The sequence below is a fragment of the Arthrobacter sp. ATA002 genome (assembly GCF_026898095.1).
Taxonomy (GTDB): Bacteria; Actinomycetota; Actinomycetes; order Actinomycetales; family Micrococcaceae; genus Arthrobacter_B.
In genome coordinates, this window is record NZ_CP114015.1 from 301,622 (window position 1) to 316,576 (window position 14,955).

A 14,955-nucleotide genomic window follows, 5' to 3' on the forward strand; every position below is an offset into this window, starting at 1 on the left:
ATGCCACTGCCGCAGTCCCTGGTGCAGTCCCCGACGCAAGGGCTGCTGCTTCCGGATGCAGCCGGCGACGACGCACTGCCGCGGCTGCAGTCCCGGCTGGCCGCCGCGGCGGCGGACGCCGGAATGCTCGACGTGGCGTACACGGTGGTCGACACCCCGGTGGGCGGACTGCTCCTGGCCGCTACGCCGGAAGGCCTGGTCCGGGTCGCCTTTGCGTGTGAGGACCACGACGCCGTACTGGAGGTCCTGGCGGCACGGATCAGCCCGCGGATCCTCAACGCTCCCGGCCGGCTGCAGAATGCGGCGGACCAGATCGGGGAGTATTTCGCCGGCGCCCGCCGTGCCTTCGACCTGCCGCTGGACCTGCGCCTGACCGCCGGGTTCCGCCGCTCCGTCGTCGAGCACCTGCCGACCATTGGCTACGGCTCAACCGCGAGCTACGCGGCGGTCGCCGCGCTGACGGGGAGCCCCGGTGCTGTGCGGGCCGTTGGAACCGCGTGCGCACTGAACCCGCTGCCCGTCGTCGTGCCCTGCCACCGTGTGGTGCGCTCGGACGGAAGCACCGGCAACTACCGCGGCGGCCCCGCCGCAAAACGCCTGCTCCTCAAGCTGGAGGCCGCATGACCGGCACGCTTTTCCCGCCCGACCGGGCTGAACTGGCTCCCGGAGCCGTTCACATTCCCGGATGGCTTGACCCTGCCGCGCAGCGGGACATCGTGGCCGCATGCCGGCAGTGGGCCATCGGACCGGTGCCGATGCGTGCGGCGGTCCTGCCGGGCGGACACCAGATGTCGGTGCAAACGGTATGCCTGGGCTGGCACTGGCAGCCCTATAAATACACGCGCACAGCGGACGACGCCGGCGGCGGGCAGGTTGCCGGCGTTCCGGACTGGCTGATCCGCCTGGGCCGCCGTGCGGTGGAGGAAGCATATGACCGGCCCGGGGAGGCGGGCTACGCTCCGGACATCTGGAAGCCCGGGGACTACACGCCGGACACGGCGCTGATCAACTACTACGCGCACGGCGCCCACATGGGGATGCACCAGGACAAGGATGAGAAGTCCAGCGCCCCCGTCGTCTCGCTGAGCATCGGAGACACGTGCGTATTCCGATTCGGGAATACATCGACGCGGACCCGGCCCTACACTGACATTGAGCTGGCCTCCGGAGACTTGTTCGTCTTTGGGGGACCGTCCCGCTTCGCCTATCACGGCGTTCCCAAAACCCGGCCCGGGACCGCTGATCCGGACTGCGGGCTGGCCGGCGGCCGGATTAACATCACGCTGCGGATGACCGGACTGGCGTAACATGCAACGCCGCACCCTCGGGCGCCGCGCCTCGGGCGACCGGGCCTCAGGCGCCGAGCAGCGTGAAGGCGAGGCAAACCGCGGGCGGGCCGCCTTGAATCAGCGCGGGCCGGATCATGCTGCGGTTGCTGACAACCAGGACCAGTGCGGCCAGCACCATGGAGGCCGACGCAAAACTCATCAGGGTCAGCCCCGCGACTCTGCTGCCGGCCCCCAGCAGGGCGACGCCCAGAAGGATTCCAACGGCCAGGAACAGGTTGTAGAAGCCCTGGTTGTAGGCCAGCGTCTGGGTGGCTGCGGCATCCTGCGGGGTTGCCACCCGAAACACGGCCATGGTTGCCGGGGCGGTCCAGCGCAGGGATTCCAGGACGAAGATGTACAGATGGACGGCCGCCGCAATGACGGCGAAGACGGCTGCAGTGACGAGCATGGTTACTCCTTATGCACCGGGTGACCCCCATCCTTCCACCTGCCCTGCGGGCGGCCAAGGCTGCGCCGGCCTTTGAGTTGGCGGAGGACAGGGAACGGCGGCTAGCCTTGAAGGGGCGACCGGTGTTCCTCCGGAGCCCCTCGGGCAGCCAGCAGAGCCCACAGCCACAGTCCCCGGAAGGACCGCCTCCGTGCACAAACCCCGTCCCGCCCGCGCCCTTGCCCTGGCCGCTGCCGCCGCCCTGGCACTGACCGCCTGCGGCTCCGACTATCCGCTGGGGGATGAGCAGCGCGAGGCTGCGGAGAACAGCGACTCCACCCTCTCCGGCATCCTGTCCGGGTCCGGTTCCAGCGCGCAGGGCCCCGCCATGGATGCCTGGATTGCCGGGTTCGGAACGCTGCATCCGAACGTTCAGCTTCAGTATTCCCCTGACGGCTCCGGCGCCGGGCGCAGCGCCCTGCTGGCCGGGGCAGTGGACTTCGCCGGCTCCGACGCCTACCTGCAGGATTCGGAAATCGCCGAAGCCAAGGAAGTGTGCGGTCCCGGCGGAGCCCTGGATATTCCGGCCTATGTTTCGCCGATTGCGGTGGCTTTCAACCTTCCGGGCATCGATTCCCTGAACCTGGACGCAGCAACCATTGCCGCTGTCTTCCGCGGCGAGATCACCGCGTGGAATGATCCGGCCATCGCCGCCCAGAACCCCGGGGTGGAACTGCCGGATACGCCGGTCACACCGGTCAGCCGCGCAGATGATTCCGGCACCACCGAGAACTTCACCGAATACCTGCATGAAACGGCCCCGGACGCCTGGCCGGACAGCCCCTCGGGGACCTGGCCCGGCGGGCTCGCCGGCGAAAACGCGCAGGGTAATTCCGGCGTCGTCAGCACCGTGACCCGCACCGAAGGCGCCGTCACCTATGCCGACGATTCGGTCATTGACGACTCCATGGGCACCGTGAACCTGCTGGTGGGCGACGAGTATGTTCCGATCAGCGCCGAAGGTGCCTCGATTGCCGTCGAGCAGTCACAGCGCGTCCCGGACCGCGCACCCAATGACATTGCCCTCCACCTGGACCGCACCACCACGGTCCCCGGGGCCTATCCGCTGGTTCTGGTTTCCTACCAGATTTTCTGCAGTGCGTACGAGGATCCGGAGACAGTTGAGCTGGTCAAAACCTTCGGGGAATATGTCGTCAGCGACGAGGGGCAGGCAGCTTCGGAGGAGGCCGCCAAGAGTGCGCCGATCCCGGCAAGTCTCGCGGAACAGGCCCGTACGGCGATCGAGAGCATTACCACGATGCCCTGACAGCGGGCGCGGCTGGTACTTCCGGGCCCCCTTGCGCCGCCCGGACTGCGGTGGCACCGTTGATCTACCGCAGATTAAAGGGGGCGTTATGCAACCCATCCAGATTGAGCGCTGGTGGCCGTATCTCGACGGTTCAGCCAAGGCATGGCTACGGGAGAATCTCCGCGACGAGGGGATTCCGGGAAAAATCCAGGACCGGATCGCCGAAGCGGGCGGGCCGGTGATGGAACCCATCCTCGAGGAGCGGGACTGGGTGTTTATCGAAGGGCAGCCGCAGTTCGCTGAGTAGTTGTGCCTTCCGTTGAGGCAAGATGGAACGGTGAACACGACCGAATCCGCACCCTCACCGGCAGCAGCCGGCGCCCCTGACCGATCACCCGCCGGGGCTGATGGCTCCGGCCGGAACGCCGGCCTGAAACCCCGCGGAACATTTGCGCGGGGCTTGACTGCATCTTCCGTCTGGGTGGCCCGCAGCCTGGTGGTTCTGGCAGGTTTGGTGGTTCTGTGGTTCACCGTCCGGTCGCTGTGGTCGATTGCCCTTCCAGGCCTTTTGGCTCTGCTTCTCTCCTCCATCCTGTGGCCGGTGAACCGGGTCCTGCGCAAAGTACTTCCCAAGGCGCTTGCCGCCTTGCTTTCGCTCGCGGGCCTGCTCTCAGCCGTTGCAGCGGTGGCCATGCTGGTGCTGCCGTCCATATCCTCGGGATCCAAGGACCTGGTGGGGTCGGCCGGGCGGAACCTGGCGGATCTTACGGAGTTTGTGGCCGGGCTGCCCTTCGCAGTTCAGGCCATCGACTTTAATGAGCTGCTCGATGCCGGCATCGCCCAGCTCCGGGAGCACAGCAGTGATATTGTCTCGGGCATCACCGCAGGGCTGGGAACGGTCACCTCACTCACCGTGGTGTTCCTGCTGACCATGGTGTTCACCTTCTTCTGCCTCAAGGACGGGGACAAATTCCTGCCCTGGGCCAGTCGCTGGACCAACAACCGGGCCTTTGTCCACGCGGTCCGGGTATCCGAGCAGGCGTGGCAGACCCTGTCGGCCTATATCCTGGCGCAGGCCACGGTGGCGCTGGCCGATGCGGTACTCATCGGGCTGGCTTTGCTGCTGCTGGACGTTCCGCTGGCACTGGCGCTGATGGTCCTGATTTTCTTCGCCAGTTTCATTCCCATTGTCGGGGCGGTCGCAACCGGAATCCTGGCCACGCTGGTGACGCTGGTGGCCCACGGCTGGGTGACTGCCCTCGTTGTCCTGGGCATTGTGCTGGTGGTCCAGCAGCTCGAGTCAAACATCCTGCAGCCTTTCCTGGTGGGCAAGACTCTCAAACTCCATCCCGCCGTCGTTCTGGGCTCGGTCACGGTGGGCAGCACCCTGTTCGGGATCGTGGGTGCCTTTCTCGCCGTCCCCGCCACTGCCGTTGGCATAGTGGTGCTGCGGTACCTGCGGGAGCAGTCGCTGACCTCGGCCAACGCCGCCGTTTCCGGGGAGGAGCCCGAAGCCGACGACGGAATCACGCCGTCCGGGGAGGACCGGGGGCTGCCGCAGCCTGTTCCCGCCGCGGGCCCGGGGCATGCGGCCGGCGAGTAGTCCAGCAGCGGTGCCGGGCGTTACCTGCTGATGCTGCAGCCGGACTCGTACTTGGTGGACCCGGCAAGGCGGTGTGCCCGCACCCCACAGAACGGATCGTAGACCTGAATGACCAGCCGGGCAGTAGCCGGGTCTGGATGGAGGATGCAGGTGCAGGAGAACTGCATGCCGGAGCCGCCTTTCTGAATCTTGCGGGAAACAGGCTGCCACGGTGCGGCCGGGCTGCCGTACCGGCAGCGGCGCGCTCGTGCAACCATATTTTCCCAAAGAAGGGCGGCAGGCAAAAACCGCAGTCGGGGACCGGCGCGCAACGAAACGGGGCGCTTCCGGTGGTCTCACTTCCGGAAGCGCCCCTCGCGTTGCACTATTAGTATCACCATTGGAGCTGAAAGGGTGCTGAGAGGCGGCTTGCCGCGCTAGGGCGCCATCTTGAGGAAGTCCGCCTCCCGTTCCTTGCTCCAGGACCGCGCATACAGGCCGAGGCCGGCCTCGTCACGAACCGAAATTCCCAAGCGGTTCAGCATCAGGCGGCTTTGGTAAACCGTGAGCTGCTGGGCACTGCGGCTCGCCCGGACCTTATCCGCCCGGTACAAATACGTGTCGATGGCCCGGGACCAGCGCTTACGCCAGTTATCCACGGCGGGTTCCGACGCGGTGGCGGCCATCAACCGGTGCGCCGGGAGGATCCGGGGTGCGAGCTGTGACGTCAGTGCGTTGCGCATATGGGCTGCCTGGGGGCCGGAGGCCGCAGTGCAGCTGCGAAGGTGGCTGTCCCAGTAATAGTCCCACGAGATGGCCCTGCGGTCCGCCCACACAGGGGAGCGGGGCCCGCGCATCATTGCATAGCTCGCATCGAAGAGAAGCAGCGCGGCCAGGGACGAGCGGCTGTTGGCCTTGGGAAACCGGGACGTGGCCCACGCCGCCAGATCCGAGGACAGCTCAAAGACCTCCTCGGCCAGAGCCAGTCCGTCCGCGCCGCCGTACTTCGCGAGGTCGGATTCGGCCCGCGCGGACACCTGCCCGTAATCCCACCGGCTGGGAATGGGTTCCTCCCGGTACTCCGAGGTCTGCAGCTCTCCTACGTTGGGGGCGGCCTGGTCCACCAGGGCGCGCATCAGGGATTCCAGGCGGTCCAGGACCCGGGGCGAGCCGAGGATCCGTACCTGAAGGTAGGGATGGGACGGGTCCATGCAGCGGGTGTGAAACCATCGTTGTGCTCCCCAGGACCGGGCCTGTGCTGCCAGAGGAGTGACGACTTCTCCGATGACGGCGTCGCAGACGTCCTTTTCAGCAGGCTGAATGGTCAAGGACCACCATTCGACTCCCGTGGTTAGCGGCTTGGTGGGGTGTGCCGCAGCTAACTGGCTCATAGAGAGGTCCCTCTCGTTGGTGTCATGCCGGCCAATGACATCCGGCAATGCAGAATGAAAAACCGAAGTGTTGTGCGGTGCTGCCCCGCTGCCGCGTACTGCGAAAGCGGGTCGTGGGGGGAGGAATGTCATGGTTTCGTCGGCCTCTGCAGCGTGGGGTTGCCACCCGGCGACAGCGCGGAGTTCACGCTCCGCCGTCATGAGGATCGAGACTGTGGAAGGTGCGCGGTGTGTTGCTGACTCTCTTCCGGCGTCTGGGTGATGCCGTCAGGGTCATATACTTCCAGCAGACACGCCGCGATTACCAGAGGTATCCGTAAAACCCCTAGAAAACCGAGTTACTAGTTGCACCCGAAGGGATCGCGCTGTAAAACTTTCGGACAGGTGCCGGAACTACTTGGAGCGAACCAAAAGAATTCCGCCATCTTCGCCCGTACTCTGGCGGAGGCGATCGCGGGGGCACTAGAGTCTTATTCGTTGCCGACGGCGACAATCCTTGGCCCAGGCGGAGCAGACCGACCCGGGCAGCACCTGTCCCAATGGCCGCCAGCGGTCAGGGAAGTGTAAATGACAGACCACCCGTGGCCGACCGAAGTATCGGACAGCCTCCGTACGTTCCTGACGGAGGCCTTTCCCGGCGTGCAGTTTCATGCAGTGCCACTTGTCGCCTACGACGTGGCGACCATCGACCTCGCATGGACGGACGGGCCGTCCCTGCATGAAGTGGACCTGTTGGCGCTGGACTTTGTGCTGAGGATCCATTTGGATGTTTGGGGCACCCGGACATCCACGAGCATAGACCGCGTGTCCAGCCGGCGAACCATGAGCCCAGCGGCCGAACAAATGCTGCTGAACATGCTGGCCGAAGACATGGCACTGAGTGTGCCGGCGCTCGACATGAACCGGGTCTACTCGCTGCCTCCGCTCCTGAGCTCCTCGCGCTACCGTGTCGAGAAGGGGACCATCGCCGAGTTCCTGGACCTCCTCTTCGAAGCGACCAGCTTCAGCTTTGGGAGAGCCGTTGGCAATCCTCCCGCGGCGCTGTGCAGCTGCACTCTATGTGCCTGAACCGCTGTGGAAGCGGCTGCCGGGGCGCTGCAGGCACTCAACGCCGCGCTGCGCTCCGGGCAGGGCGGTGGACCGGAGACGGACAGTTAGCGGGGGTCCGGTTCGGCGCCGAAGGAGCGGTTGCTGCCGCTCCGGAATTTTCGGCAGCTGTAAACAATCAGCCCCAGGGCTAATAGGCCGGATGCGATCAGGCTGATTCCGGTGCCCCAGCCGCCGGGCAGCCAGAGCGCGTCACTGTAGGGCCACCATCCCGGTGTCCGGGTCCAAACGCCCCAGGCAACTCCGGCTGCCATAATGCAGAGAGTGCCGGTGACGCTGGCACCAATGCGCGGCCATGTTTTCACCCCCTGCCGCGCTGTTGCAAAGGCCCTTGCCTTAACCGGGCGCAGGAAACGGTTGGCCCACCGGTAGCGCAGCGAGAGGACGGCTAGTCCGGCGACGAGGGCGAGCAGCCCGGGACCCGGCAGGACGAGGGCGGCCAGCCCGAGCACAATCAGTATCCATCCGGCAACTTCGATGCCGGTCCGCCGCAGCCATGCCGGGAGCGGAGGGCGCTTCACTGGTGACTCCCCGGATGTGTGTGCATACCGATTAGCTGCCGAGTCCGGCCTTATCCACGCGCCGGTGGAACCGCATGCCCGCGAGTCCGCCCAGAATCGCACCGCCGAGGGCAACCAGGGCTGCGATCACGGCGGAAATGACGGCGGCCGCAGTGTTGTCCCCGGAAAGCTGCGGGTAGGTGTTGAGCTGGGCATTGATGTCCAGCTGGCTTCCGGCGATCGCGCCGATGAGGGCCAGGGCAACGGCGATGACGATGCCCCAGGCCCATACTGCGACGCCCTGCTTGATTCCGTTGAACCGGGCCATCCGTCCTGCGACGTAACCACCGCAGAAGTAGGCCACAAATTGGACCACCATCAGGATGATGACCCCGGCAATGCCGGCCCCTTCGGGGTTGCTGGTGGCCTCGCCGGCGGCGTCGACATTATTCGCGAGCAACGCCGCGCCAAAGGCCGTGGCAATGGCGCTGAGGAGAACCGTGGTCCCCGCCGCGGCGAGCCAGCCAAAGAAGGCAGAACCGATCTTGACTCCGCCGAACTGTTCCCGTTCCCGTCCGACGATCTGTTCGCGGCTTTCCGTTCCGCCGCGGCCGCCGGGGTTATCGGCCCCCGGTGTCTCCTGGCCTGTACTGCTTCGATTGGGCCGGCGGGCTGGCTGGCCAGCCGCTCCTGCGCTGGTGCTCATGGGAGTCTCCTTCGCTTCGGTTAACCCGCTTCGTTAACCTCAGAATAGGAAGCCGGAGCCCAAAAAGACAGTGTGCTTAGTACTTTTCCAAAAGCCTCTTCGGGAGGGTTAGGACGAAGCTTCGGCATCCGAGGCCGGACTGTCGTCATCCTCTGTCAGGGCCGGTTGCTCCTCGCGTTCTTCCCGGCTCTCCTCGGATTTTGCCTCTTCCCCGCGTTTTTCGGACTTTGCCTCCTCGGTGAGGCGGGCAGTCACCTCATCGTTGAACTCATCGCGTGTCCCGGCAAGGTTGTTCGTCGTTGCATCTGAACCGGGGTTGAAGCTCGGATCCTGGTCATTCATGTGCTGCTCCTGTCGTCGGTGCGCATTGACGGGTGCCGGCGGGGCGCCGGCACCTTCCCACCCTTGCACAGTATGACGCGTACGGAAAAGGGGTGCTATTAGTCACATATAGTCCGCTGCCGGTCATTGTTTCCGGTGGCGCCCAGCTCGGGTTTTCGGTGTGTTGCTCCCAGTCGGACCGCTGACCGGCGGGCTTTCAATGGAAAGTTCATTGAGTCCCGGCTTCCGCCGGAATGTTCCGGCACAGTAATACGGTCATCACCTTTGTTTCTTATCTGTAAGATTTCGACTGAAGTCCCACACTGTCGTAGCCTTCGTTCCGCCGAAATGGGTAGCGCCCTTCGGATTCTAAGAGTCAAAGGTCTTCGTTATGGTTTACTCTGTCTTTCCCCGGATACCGTCCCGTTCGTTCCTCAAGGGTACGGTTCCTGTCCCCGGCTGCCGGGGCACGGCAGCCGTCCTCCGGGCTGAGGCCGCAGTGGAACACGGCACCGTTCTGGCCCGCAACAACGTTCGCCTCATCGGTCCCTCCGGTGGTCAGGTGGTGATGCTGGCGCAGGGGTTCGGCTGCGACCAAGTGATTTGGCACCGGCTGCTGCCCTTTCTGAAGGATTGCAGAATCGTCCTGTTCGACCATGCAGGCACGGGCGGCGCAGATTTAGCGGCGTATTCAGCCGAAAGGCATTCCTCCCTGCACGGTTATCTGGATGATATGACGGAGATTCTGGATTTCCTCGATGTCCGGAATGTGACGATGATTGGCCACACCGTGGCTGGAATGATGGGCATTGCCGCCGCTGCTGCCGGCAATCCCAGGATTACCCGGCTGGTGCTGATGGGAACTTCCGCCTGCTACCGGAACATCCCGGCCGAGGGGTACGCGGGGGCCTGACTGCGGCGGATATCGAGAGAATCCTGGACGCCGTTACCCTTAATTATCCCCTGTGGGCCACGGCTGCGGCGCCGGCCATGACCGGGCAGCCTGCCGGCTCGGTCCTGGCCGACGAACTCACCGCTGCGCTATGCCGGCTGCATCCGGAGTACGTCCGGGATTTCCTGCAGCTGTCCCTCGAAACCGATGTCCGTCACCTGTTGCCCAGGGTGGAGCTTCCCGTTCTGGTGCTGCAGACACCGGCTGATCCGCTGACCCCGCCGGGATCCTCCCGTTATCTCCATGGGCACCTGCCCAGCAGTGTCCTCGTTCATCTCAATGCCAAAGGCAACATGCCCCACGTCAGTGCACCCCGGGAAACCTCCGAGGCCATTCTTCAGTTCCTGTCCAGCTCCACTTATGTCTCTTCCTGAAACGCCCGGCAACGACTCCGCGGGCGGCGCTGCCCGGCAAGCCGCCGTCGACTATGAGGCGCACTTCCATGCGGCGCCTTCGGGATATCTGATGACCGGAACGGACGGCACCGTGCTGGACGTAAACCGGACCCTTTCCCGTTGGCTCGGTCTGGACCGCGGCCGGATTATTGGTGCCAGCGTGCTCGAGCTGATGCCGATGCCTGACCGGGTGCTTTACGCGTCGTTCGCGATGGTCCAGCTGGGAGTGTCCGGCGGTTTTGAGGAAATGGCGCTGGCTCTCACCGGTGCCGGCGGTGATCCGCTTCCCATGCTGGTGTCCGGGGTTCGCGACAGTGCCGCGGGTCACGCCGGCGCCGGTGACGGTGGCGTGGACCGGCTGACGTTCTTCAGTGCTCCCAAGCGCACGCAGTTTGAGCGCGACCTGGCCGCGGCACTGCGGAAGGCAGGAGCAGCTGAAGCAGCCCGGGCCGCAGCGGAGGAGCTGCTGCTCGAGAAACAGCGCGCACTGGAGGCCAAGGATCTGATCCTGCAGGAAAACCTCGCCCTGAGCCGGGAGCGGGAGGCCCTGCTGGACACGGTGCTTAACACTGCCGACGTCGGTCTGTTGGTGGTGGACGGGGATGGCGGCACCGTTCTCCTCAATTCGCATCTGGCCGGCAGCATGCGGAGGGTCGCCGGCGGACCGGGAGAGCCGGATGCGGTGGCAGTATTCGGTGCGGACCGCGTCACGCCCCTGCCGCCGGAGATGCGTCCGATCACCCGGGCGGCTGCCGGGGAAACCTTCACCGACGAAGTGCTGTGGTTCGGAACGGGCGGGGAGCAGATGGCCGCGAGTGTTTCGGCGCGTCCGGTGGGGGGAGTGCGCGGAGCCTCCGGTTCGGTCCTGTCATTTTCCGATGTCACCCGGCTGATGCGCGCCGTGGCGGCCCAGGATGACTTTGTTGCCAATGTGTCGCACGAGCTGCGCACCCCGCTGACGTCCATTTTGGGCTACCTTGACCTGGCCCTGGATGCCGAAGAACTTCCGGACCACGTGAGCGGAGCACTGTCCGTGGCGATGCGGAACGCCGAACGGCTGCTGGGACTGGTGTCGGACCTGCTGTCGGTGGCGTCGGGAACGAAAAAGCTGGCGCGGAGGAAGGTGGATGTGGCTGCCATCGTCCGCGCCGGCGTCGTCTCCGCCGCTCCGCGCGCGGCCGCAGGCGGTGTCGACATTACCGTTGATATCCCCGATTCAGCGCCCGGAGAGGTCGATCCCCGGCGGATGGCGGAGGTGGTCGACAATCTGCTGTCCAACGCCGTGAAGTATTCGCCCGGCGGCGGGACCATCGTGGTCCGGCTGCGGCGCGACGGGCTGTCGCTTCTGCTGGAAGTGGAGGATACGGGCATGGGAATGTCTCCGGACGAGCAGCAGCAGGTCTTCACCAAGTTCTTCCGCTCCCGCAGGGCCCTCACCGCCGCAGTGCCGGGGGCGGGCCTGGGTCTGGCCATTACCAAGAACATCGTTGAGCTGCACGGCGGGAACCTCACCTTCCGCAGCAGCTTGGGTGAGGGGTCCGTCTTTACGGTTGTGCTTCCGGACGGGCCGGGCCTCTCCTAGCAGCGTGCCGGCGTCCTCTTGACTTCCGGATTCCAGCCTCCCGCGGGTCGGACCCGAACAAATTGCACCAAGTGCATCGGTGCACGTAGTGTAGCAATGTGCTCACGACGACCCCGGACCGCCGCCAGGCGCTCAAGGACCGCCACCGGCAGGCGATTGTAGCTGCCGCGGAGGCGCTGATGCACGAGCGGCAGACCACGGATTTCACCGTTGATGAACTGGCGCAGCGCGCCGATGTCTCCCGCCGTACGGTGTTCAACCATTTCGGTTCCGTGCGTGACATAGTCTCCGAGGTGTGCAGCGGTGTCCTCAGCACGGCGGTGGAGAGCCTGACCTCGGTGCCGCCGGCCGGCGATGACCGCCCAGGCATGTTTGAGGAGATTGCTGAGGCATTCCGCACTGCGGATCTGGTGGCGCCCATGGCCTACCTGAACCGCCTGCTCGGTCCGGAGTTGCCGGCGTCCACACAGGCGCAGGCCCATCCCATCGCCGTCCGCGCCTTTACCGAATTGAACGAACGCCTCTCTGCATCGATGCTCAGCCGCTATCCGGAAACGGGCAGGTTGGGCGTGGACCTCCTCGTGGGGTCCCTGACCAGCGGGATGGGCGTGCTGTACCACCACTGGCACTGTGCCACCGGTGCTGCGGACACTCCCGAATCCCGGCGGGTTTGGGCCGAGCTGCTGGACACACTCCTTGAAAAGGTGCGGAGCGGCCACGCTGCGGATCCTTCATCCCCTAAATCACTCCACCCGTAGTCCCACCACCCATCCCCATAAAAGGACAGACCCTCAAATGGCTGAATTCCTCTACCGCCTCGGAGCCGGGGCCGCGCGCCGCGCGAAAACCGTGCTCGCGGCATGGATCGGAGTGCTGGTGCTTGCCGGAGCGGCCTTCGCGCTCTTCGGCGGCACGCTTGCCACCGGTTTCTCGATCCCGAATACCCCCACCACGCAGGTCACTGACCACCTGCAGGACAAACTCCCCGAAGCGTCCGGCGGCTCCGGCTCCGTGGTCATCCAGACCGAGGACGGTTCTGCCTTTACCGACGCCCAGCGCGAGGATATTTCCGCGCTGGTCACCAAGGCCGCTGAGGTGGACGGCGTGGAAAACGTCGTTGACCCGTTCGCCACAGAAGCGGATCGCGCCGCCCAGGCCCAGCAGCTTCAGGACGGCCAGGCACAGGTCGACGCCGGCCGTGCGCAGATCGAGGACGGCCGGGAACAGCTGGAGGCCGGACAGGCCCAGCTTGACGCCGCCCGGCAGCAGGCCGAAGCGGCCGGCGCCCCGGCGGAAATGCTGGCGCAGCTGGACGCCCAGCAGGAAGTCCTGGATGCCAACCGCGCCGAGCTTGACGCCGGCAGCGCCGAGCTGGAAGCTGGCGCCGTGCAGGCCGAGCAGGGTGCTGCCCTGCTGGAAATGGCCACCGAAATCCGCACTGTGTCCGAGGACGGCAGCGCGGCAGTGGTCAACGTGATCTTCAGCGAAACCCAGATGGAGGTTGAGCAGAGCACCAAGGACGCCCTGGTCGCGGCCTTTGAAGAGCCGGTCGACGGCGTGAAGGTGGACTTCTCCTCCGAGGTTTCCGCCGGCGTCCCCAGCATCCTGGGTGTCGGTGAGGTCGTAGGCCTCGCGGTTGCCGCCGTCGTGCTGGTCGTTATGCTGGGCACCTTCATCGGTGCCGGCCTGCCGCTGGTCACCGCGCTGATTGGTGTGGGTATTGGTGCCGCCGGCGCGCTGGCCTTCTCCGGCGTCGTCGAAATGGCCTCCGTCACCCCCATCCTGGGTGTGATGCTCGGCCTGGCTGTGGGCATCGACTACGCCCTGTTTATCGTCAACCGGCACCGCCGCCAGCTGAAGGCGGGCTTTGCCCTGGAGGAGTCCATCGCCCTGGCAAACGGCACCTCCGGCAATGCCGTGGTGTTTGCCGGTGCCACGGTGTTCATCGCCCTGCTGGCGCTGAACATTACCGGCATTCCGTTCCTGGGCCTGATGGGCACCGTGGGCGCGGCCTGCGTGGCCATTGCCGTGCTGATCGCCACCAGCCTGACCCCGGCGCTGCTCAAGCTGGCCGGCATGAAGATCCTCAGCCGCAAGGAGCGGGCAGCGGTGGACAAGGACCACGGGGCCTCCGCCCCGGCCGGCAAGCCGGAAACCATCCCGGCGAAGCCGATGTCCACCATGCGCGCCGTGCTCACCGTGGTGCTGTCCATTGCGGGGCTGCTGGTCATCGCCATTCCGTCGATGGACCTGCGCACCAACCTGCCGGACGGGTCCTCCGAGGCCCACGACACCACCCAGTACCAGGCCTATGAAGCCGTCTCGCAGAAGTTCGGCGAGGGGCAGAACGGCTCGCTGCTGGTGGTCGCTGACCTGCCCGGCAACCCCACCGAGGAAGAAGCCCTGGTGGCCCAGGGCGATATTGCCCGCACGCTCTTCGACCAGGAAGACGTGGTGGCCGTGGCTCCCATCGGCACCTCCGAGGACCGTACGGTCGCCGCCTTCCAGGTGATCCCGGACGAGGGGCCCACCAGCGAATCCACCCAGGAACTGGTGCACACCCTGCGGGACCTGTCCCCGATCGACACCGAAAACGGAAACGTGGAGCTGGGCGTGGCCGGCACTGCCAGCGGCAACATTGACATTTCCGAGAAGCTCTCCGAAGCGCTGCCCATCTACCTGGGCGTAGTGGTGGGCCTGTCCTTGCTGATCCTGATCCTGGTTTTCCGGTCCATTTACGTACCGGTCATCGCGACGCTGGGCTTCATCCTGTCCTACTTCGCGGCCATCGGCGGCGTGGTGGCCATCTATCAGTGGGGCTGGCTCTCCGGTATCTTCGGCGTGGAGACCCCGGGCCCGGTACTGAACTTCCTGCCGACCATCCTGGTGGGCATCCTGTTCGGCCTGGCCATGGACTACATGCTCTTCCTGGGCTCCGGCATGCGCGAAGCCTTCGTCCATGGATCCCCGGCACGCGTGGCCGTGATGCAGGGCTTCCGGGCCGGCCGGTCGGTGGTTACCGCCGCTGCGATCATCATGGTGTCCGTGTTCGGCGGCTTCATCTTCTCGCACAGCACCATGATCCGGCCCATCGGCTTCGCCCTGGCCTTCGGTGTCCTGGTGGATGCGTTTGTGGTGCGGATGCTGCTGATTCCGGCCCTGATGCACCTGGCCGGCGACAAGGCCTGGTGGCTGCCGAAGTGGCTGGATAAGATTCTGCCGGATGTCGACGTCGAGGGTGCGTCCCTGGAACGCCGCCACCCGCACGAAACCGGGGAGACGGCAGAGGGCTCCGCGGGAATGCCCGGGCCATCCGCTGACGCGGGAGCGTCCGACGGCGTGAGCGCCCGCCGCTGACCGGCTTACCGGCGCACAACTGACGGTGCCGTCCCGC

16 protein-coding genes are annotated in these 14,955 nt (G+C 65.7%); 11 read left to right on the top strand and 5 right to left on the bottom strand.

The genetic code is table 11. The features are described from left to right. Complete coding sequence (locus tag OL239_RS01550; protein WP_268911637.1) at positions 1 to 624, top strand: methylated-DNA--[protein]-cysteine S-methyltransferase; 624 nt, start codon at positions 1 to 3, stop codon at positions 622 to 624. Further along, complete coding sequence (locus OL239_RS01555) at positions 621 to 1,307, top strand: alpha-ketoglutarate-dependent dioxygenase AlkB family protein (protein WP_268910439.1); 687 nt, start codon at positions 621 to 623, stop codon at positions 1,305 to 1,307. The genes OL239_RS01550 and OL239_RS01555 overlap by 4 nt, the downstream gene beginning before the upstream one ends. Positions 1,308 to 1,353: 46 nt before the next feature. Here OL239_RS01555 and OL239_RS01560 read toward each other — a convergent pair whose 3' ends face one another. Continuing rightward, on the bottom strand, positions 1,354 to 1,737 hold the full coding sequence (locus OL239_RS01560; RefSeq protein ID WP_268910440.1) for a DUF1304 domain-containing protein: 384 nt from the start codon (positions 1,735 to 1,737) through the stop codon (positions 1,354 to 1,356). Positions 1,738 to 1,927: 190 nt separating this feature from the next. On the opposite strand from OL239_RS01560, the gene pstS reads away from it, so the two are divergent. From pstS to OL239_RS01575, 3 genes are all read left to right on the top strand, one after another. Then, a complete protein-coding gene (gene pstS, locus OL239_RS01565; protein ID WP_268910441.1) occupies positions 1,928 to 3,043 on the top strand; it encodes a phosphate ABC transporter substrate-binding protein PstS in 1,116 nt (371 codons plus the stop codon). A gap of 88 nt (positions 3,044 to 3,131) precedes the next feature. Further along, entirely contained in the window at positions 3,132 to 3,332 is a 201-nt protein-coding gene (locus OL239_RS01570) for a hypothetical protein (RefSeq protein ID WP_268910442.1), read from the top strand. A gap of 153 nt (positions 3,333 to 3,485) precedes the next feature. Beyond that, the gene (locus OL239_RS01575) at positions 3,486 to 4,628 is read left to right on the top strand and encodes an AI-2E family transporter (protein ID WP_268910443.1); all 1,143 of its coding nucleotides are present in this window, start codon (positions 3,486 to 3,488) and stop codon (positions 4,626 to 4,628) included. A gap of 416 nt (positions 4,629 to 5,044) precedes the next feature. Here the strand turns inward: OL239_RS01575 and OL239_RS01580 are convergent, their stop codons facing one another. After that, on the bottom strand, positions 5,045 to 5,998 hold the full coding sequence (locus tag OL239_RS01580; protein WP_268910444.1) for a lantibiotic dehydratase C-terminal domain-containing protein: 954 nt from the start codon (positions 5,996 to 5,998) through the stop codon (positions 5,045 to 5,047). A 567-nt stretch (positions 5,999 to 6,565) separates the two neighbouring features. On the opposite strand from OL239_RS01580, the gene OL239_RS01585 reads away from it, so the two are divergent. Then, on the top strand, positions 6,566 to 7,066 hold the full coding sequence (locus OL239_RS01585) for a hypothetical protein (protein ID WP_268910445.1): 501 nt from the start codon (positions 6,566 to 6,568) through the stop codon (positions 7,064 to 7,066). Between the two features lie 86 nt (positions 7,067 to 7,152). On the opposite strand, the gene OL239_RS01590 is transcribed toward OL239_RS01585, so the two are convergent. From OL239_RS01590 to OL239_RS01600, 3 genes are all read right to left on the bottom strand, one after another. After that, the gene (locus tag OL239_RS01590; RefSeq protein ID WP_268910446.1) at positions 7,153 to 7,626 is read right to left on the bottom strand and encodes a PGPGW domain-containing protein; all 474 of its coding nucleotides are present in this window, start codon (positions 7,624 to 7,626) and stop codon (positions 7,153 to 7,155) included. Positions 7,627 to 7,657: 31 nt separating this feature from the next. Next, entirely contained in the window at positions 7,658 to 8,311 is a 654-nt protein-coding gene (locus tag OL239_RS01595) for a hypothetical protein (RefSeq protein WP_268910447.1), read from the bottom strand. A gap of 108 nt (positions 8,312 to 8,419) precedes the next feature. Continuing rightward, a complete protein-coding gene (locus OL239_RS01600; RefSeq protein WP_268910448.1) occupies positions 8,420 to 8,653 on the bottom strand; it encodes a hypothetical protein in 234 nt (77 codons plus the stop codon). Between the two features lie 370 nt (positions 8,654 to 9,023). Here OL239_RS01600 and OL239_RS01605 point away from each other — a divergent pair, with 370 nt between their 5' ends. The 5 genes from OL239_RS01605 (at position 9,024) to OL239_RS01625 (ending at position 14,918) form a co-directional block, all read left to right on the top strand. Next, a complete protein-coding gene (locus OL239_RS01605) occupies positions 9,024 to 9,545 on the top strand; it encodes an alpha/beta fold hydrolase (protein WP_268910449.1) in 522 nt (173 codons plus the stop codon). 77 nt (positions 9,546 to 9,622) lie between these two features. Beyond that, on the top strand, positions 9,623 to 9,958 hold the full coding sequence (locus OL239_RS01610; RefSeq protein ID WP_268910450.1) for an alpha/beta fold hydrolase: 336 nt from the start codon (positions 9,623 to 9,625) through the stop codon (positions 9,956 to 9,958). Further along, positions 9,945 to 11,561: a PAS domain-containing sensor histidine kinase gene (locus tag OL239_RS01615; RefSeq protein WP_268910451.1), complete on the top strand. Its 1,617-nt coding sequence runs from the start codon at positions 9,945 to 9,947 to the stop codon at positions 11,559 to 11,561. The genes OL239_RS01610 and OL239_RS01615 overlap by 14 nt, the downstream gene beginning before the upstream one ends. 98 nt (positions 11,562 to 11,659) lie before the next feature. Then, positions 11,660 to 12,319 carry a TetR/AcrR family transcriptional regulator gene (locus OL239_RS01620; RefSeq protein ID WP_268910452.1) on the top strand — a complete coding sequence of 220 codons (660 nt, stop codon included), beginning with the start codon at positions 11,660 to 11,662 and terminating at the stop codon, positions 12,317 to 12,319. A 37-nt stretch (positions 12,320 to 12,356) separates the two neighbouring features. Continuing rightward, the gene (locus OL239_RS01625; protein WP_268910453.1) at positions 12,357 to 14,918 is read left to right on the top strand and encodes an MMPL family transporter; all 2,562 of its coding nucleotides are present in this window, start codon (positions 12,357 to 12,359) and stop codon (positions 14,916 to 14,918) included. Positions 14,919 to 14,955: the final 37 nt, after the last annotated feature.

What these genes read in the sequence shown, in the direction of transcription:
- OL239_RS01625 (WP_268910453.1), top strand. Translation starts at nt 12,357, where the DNA reads ATGGCTGAATTCCTCTACCGCCTCGGAGCCGGGGCCGCGCGCCGCGCG.
- OL239_RS01585 (WP_268910445.1), top strand. Translation starts at nt 6,566, where the DNA reads ATGACAGACCACCCGTGGCCGACCGAAGTATCGGACAGCCTCCGTACG.
- OL239_RS01615 (WP_268910451.1), top strand. Translation starts at nt 9,945, where the DNA reads ATGTCTCTTCCTGAAACGCCCGGCAACGACTCCGCGGGCGGCGCTGCC.
- OL239_RS01555 (WP_268910439.1), top strand. Translation starts at nt 621, where the DNA reads ATGACCGGCACGCTTTTCCCGCCCGACCGGGCTGAACTGGCTCCCGGA.
- OL239_RS01550 (WP_268911637.1), top strand. Translation starts at nt 1, where the DNA reads ATGCCACTGCCGCAGTCCCTGGTGCAGTCCCCGACGCAAGGGCTGCTG.
- OL239_RS01595 (WP_268910447.1), bottom strand. Translation starts at nt 8,311, where the DNA reads ATGAGCACCAGCGCAGGAGCGGCTGGCCAGCCAGCCCGCCGGCCCAAT.
- OL239_RS01570 (WP_268910442.1), top strand. Translation starts at nt 3,132, where the DNA reads ATGCAACCCATCCAGATTGAGCGCTGGTGGCCGTATCTCGACGGTTCA.
- OL239_RS01560 (WP_268910440.1), bottom strand. Translation starts at nt 1,737, where the DNA reads ATGCTCGTCACTGCAGCCGTCTTCGCCGTCATTGCGGCGGCCGTCCAT.
- OL239_RS01610 (WP_268910450.1), top strand. Translation starts at nt 9,623, where the DNA reads ATGACCGGGCAGCCTGCCGGCTCGGTCCTGGCCGACGAACTCACCGCT.
- OL239_RS01580 (WP_268910444.1), bottom strand. Translation starts at nt 5,998, where the DNA reads ATGAGCCAGTTAGCTGCGGCACACCCCACCAAGCCGCTAACCACGGGA.
- OL239_RS01605 (WP_268910449.1), top strand. Translation starts at nt 9,024, where the DNA reads ATGGTTTACTCTGTCTTTCCCCGGATACCGTCCCGTTCGTTCCTCAAG.
- OL239_RS01600 (WP_268910448.1), bottom strand. Translation starts at nt 8,653, where the DNA reads ATGAATGACCAGGATCCGAGCTTCAACCCCGGTTCAGATGCAACGACG.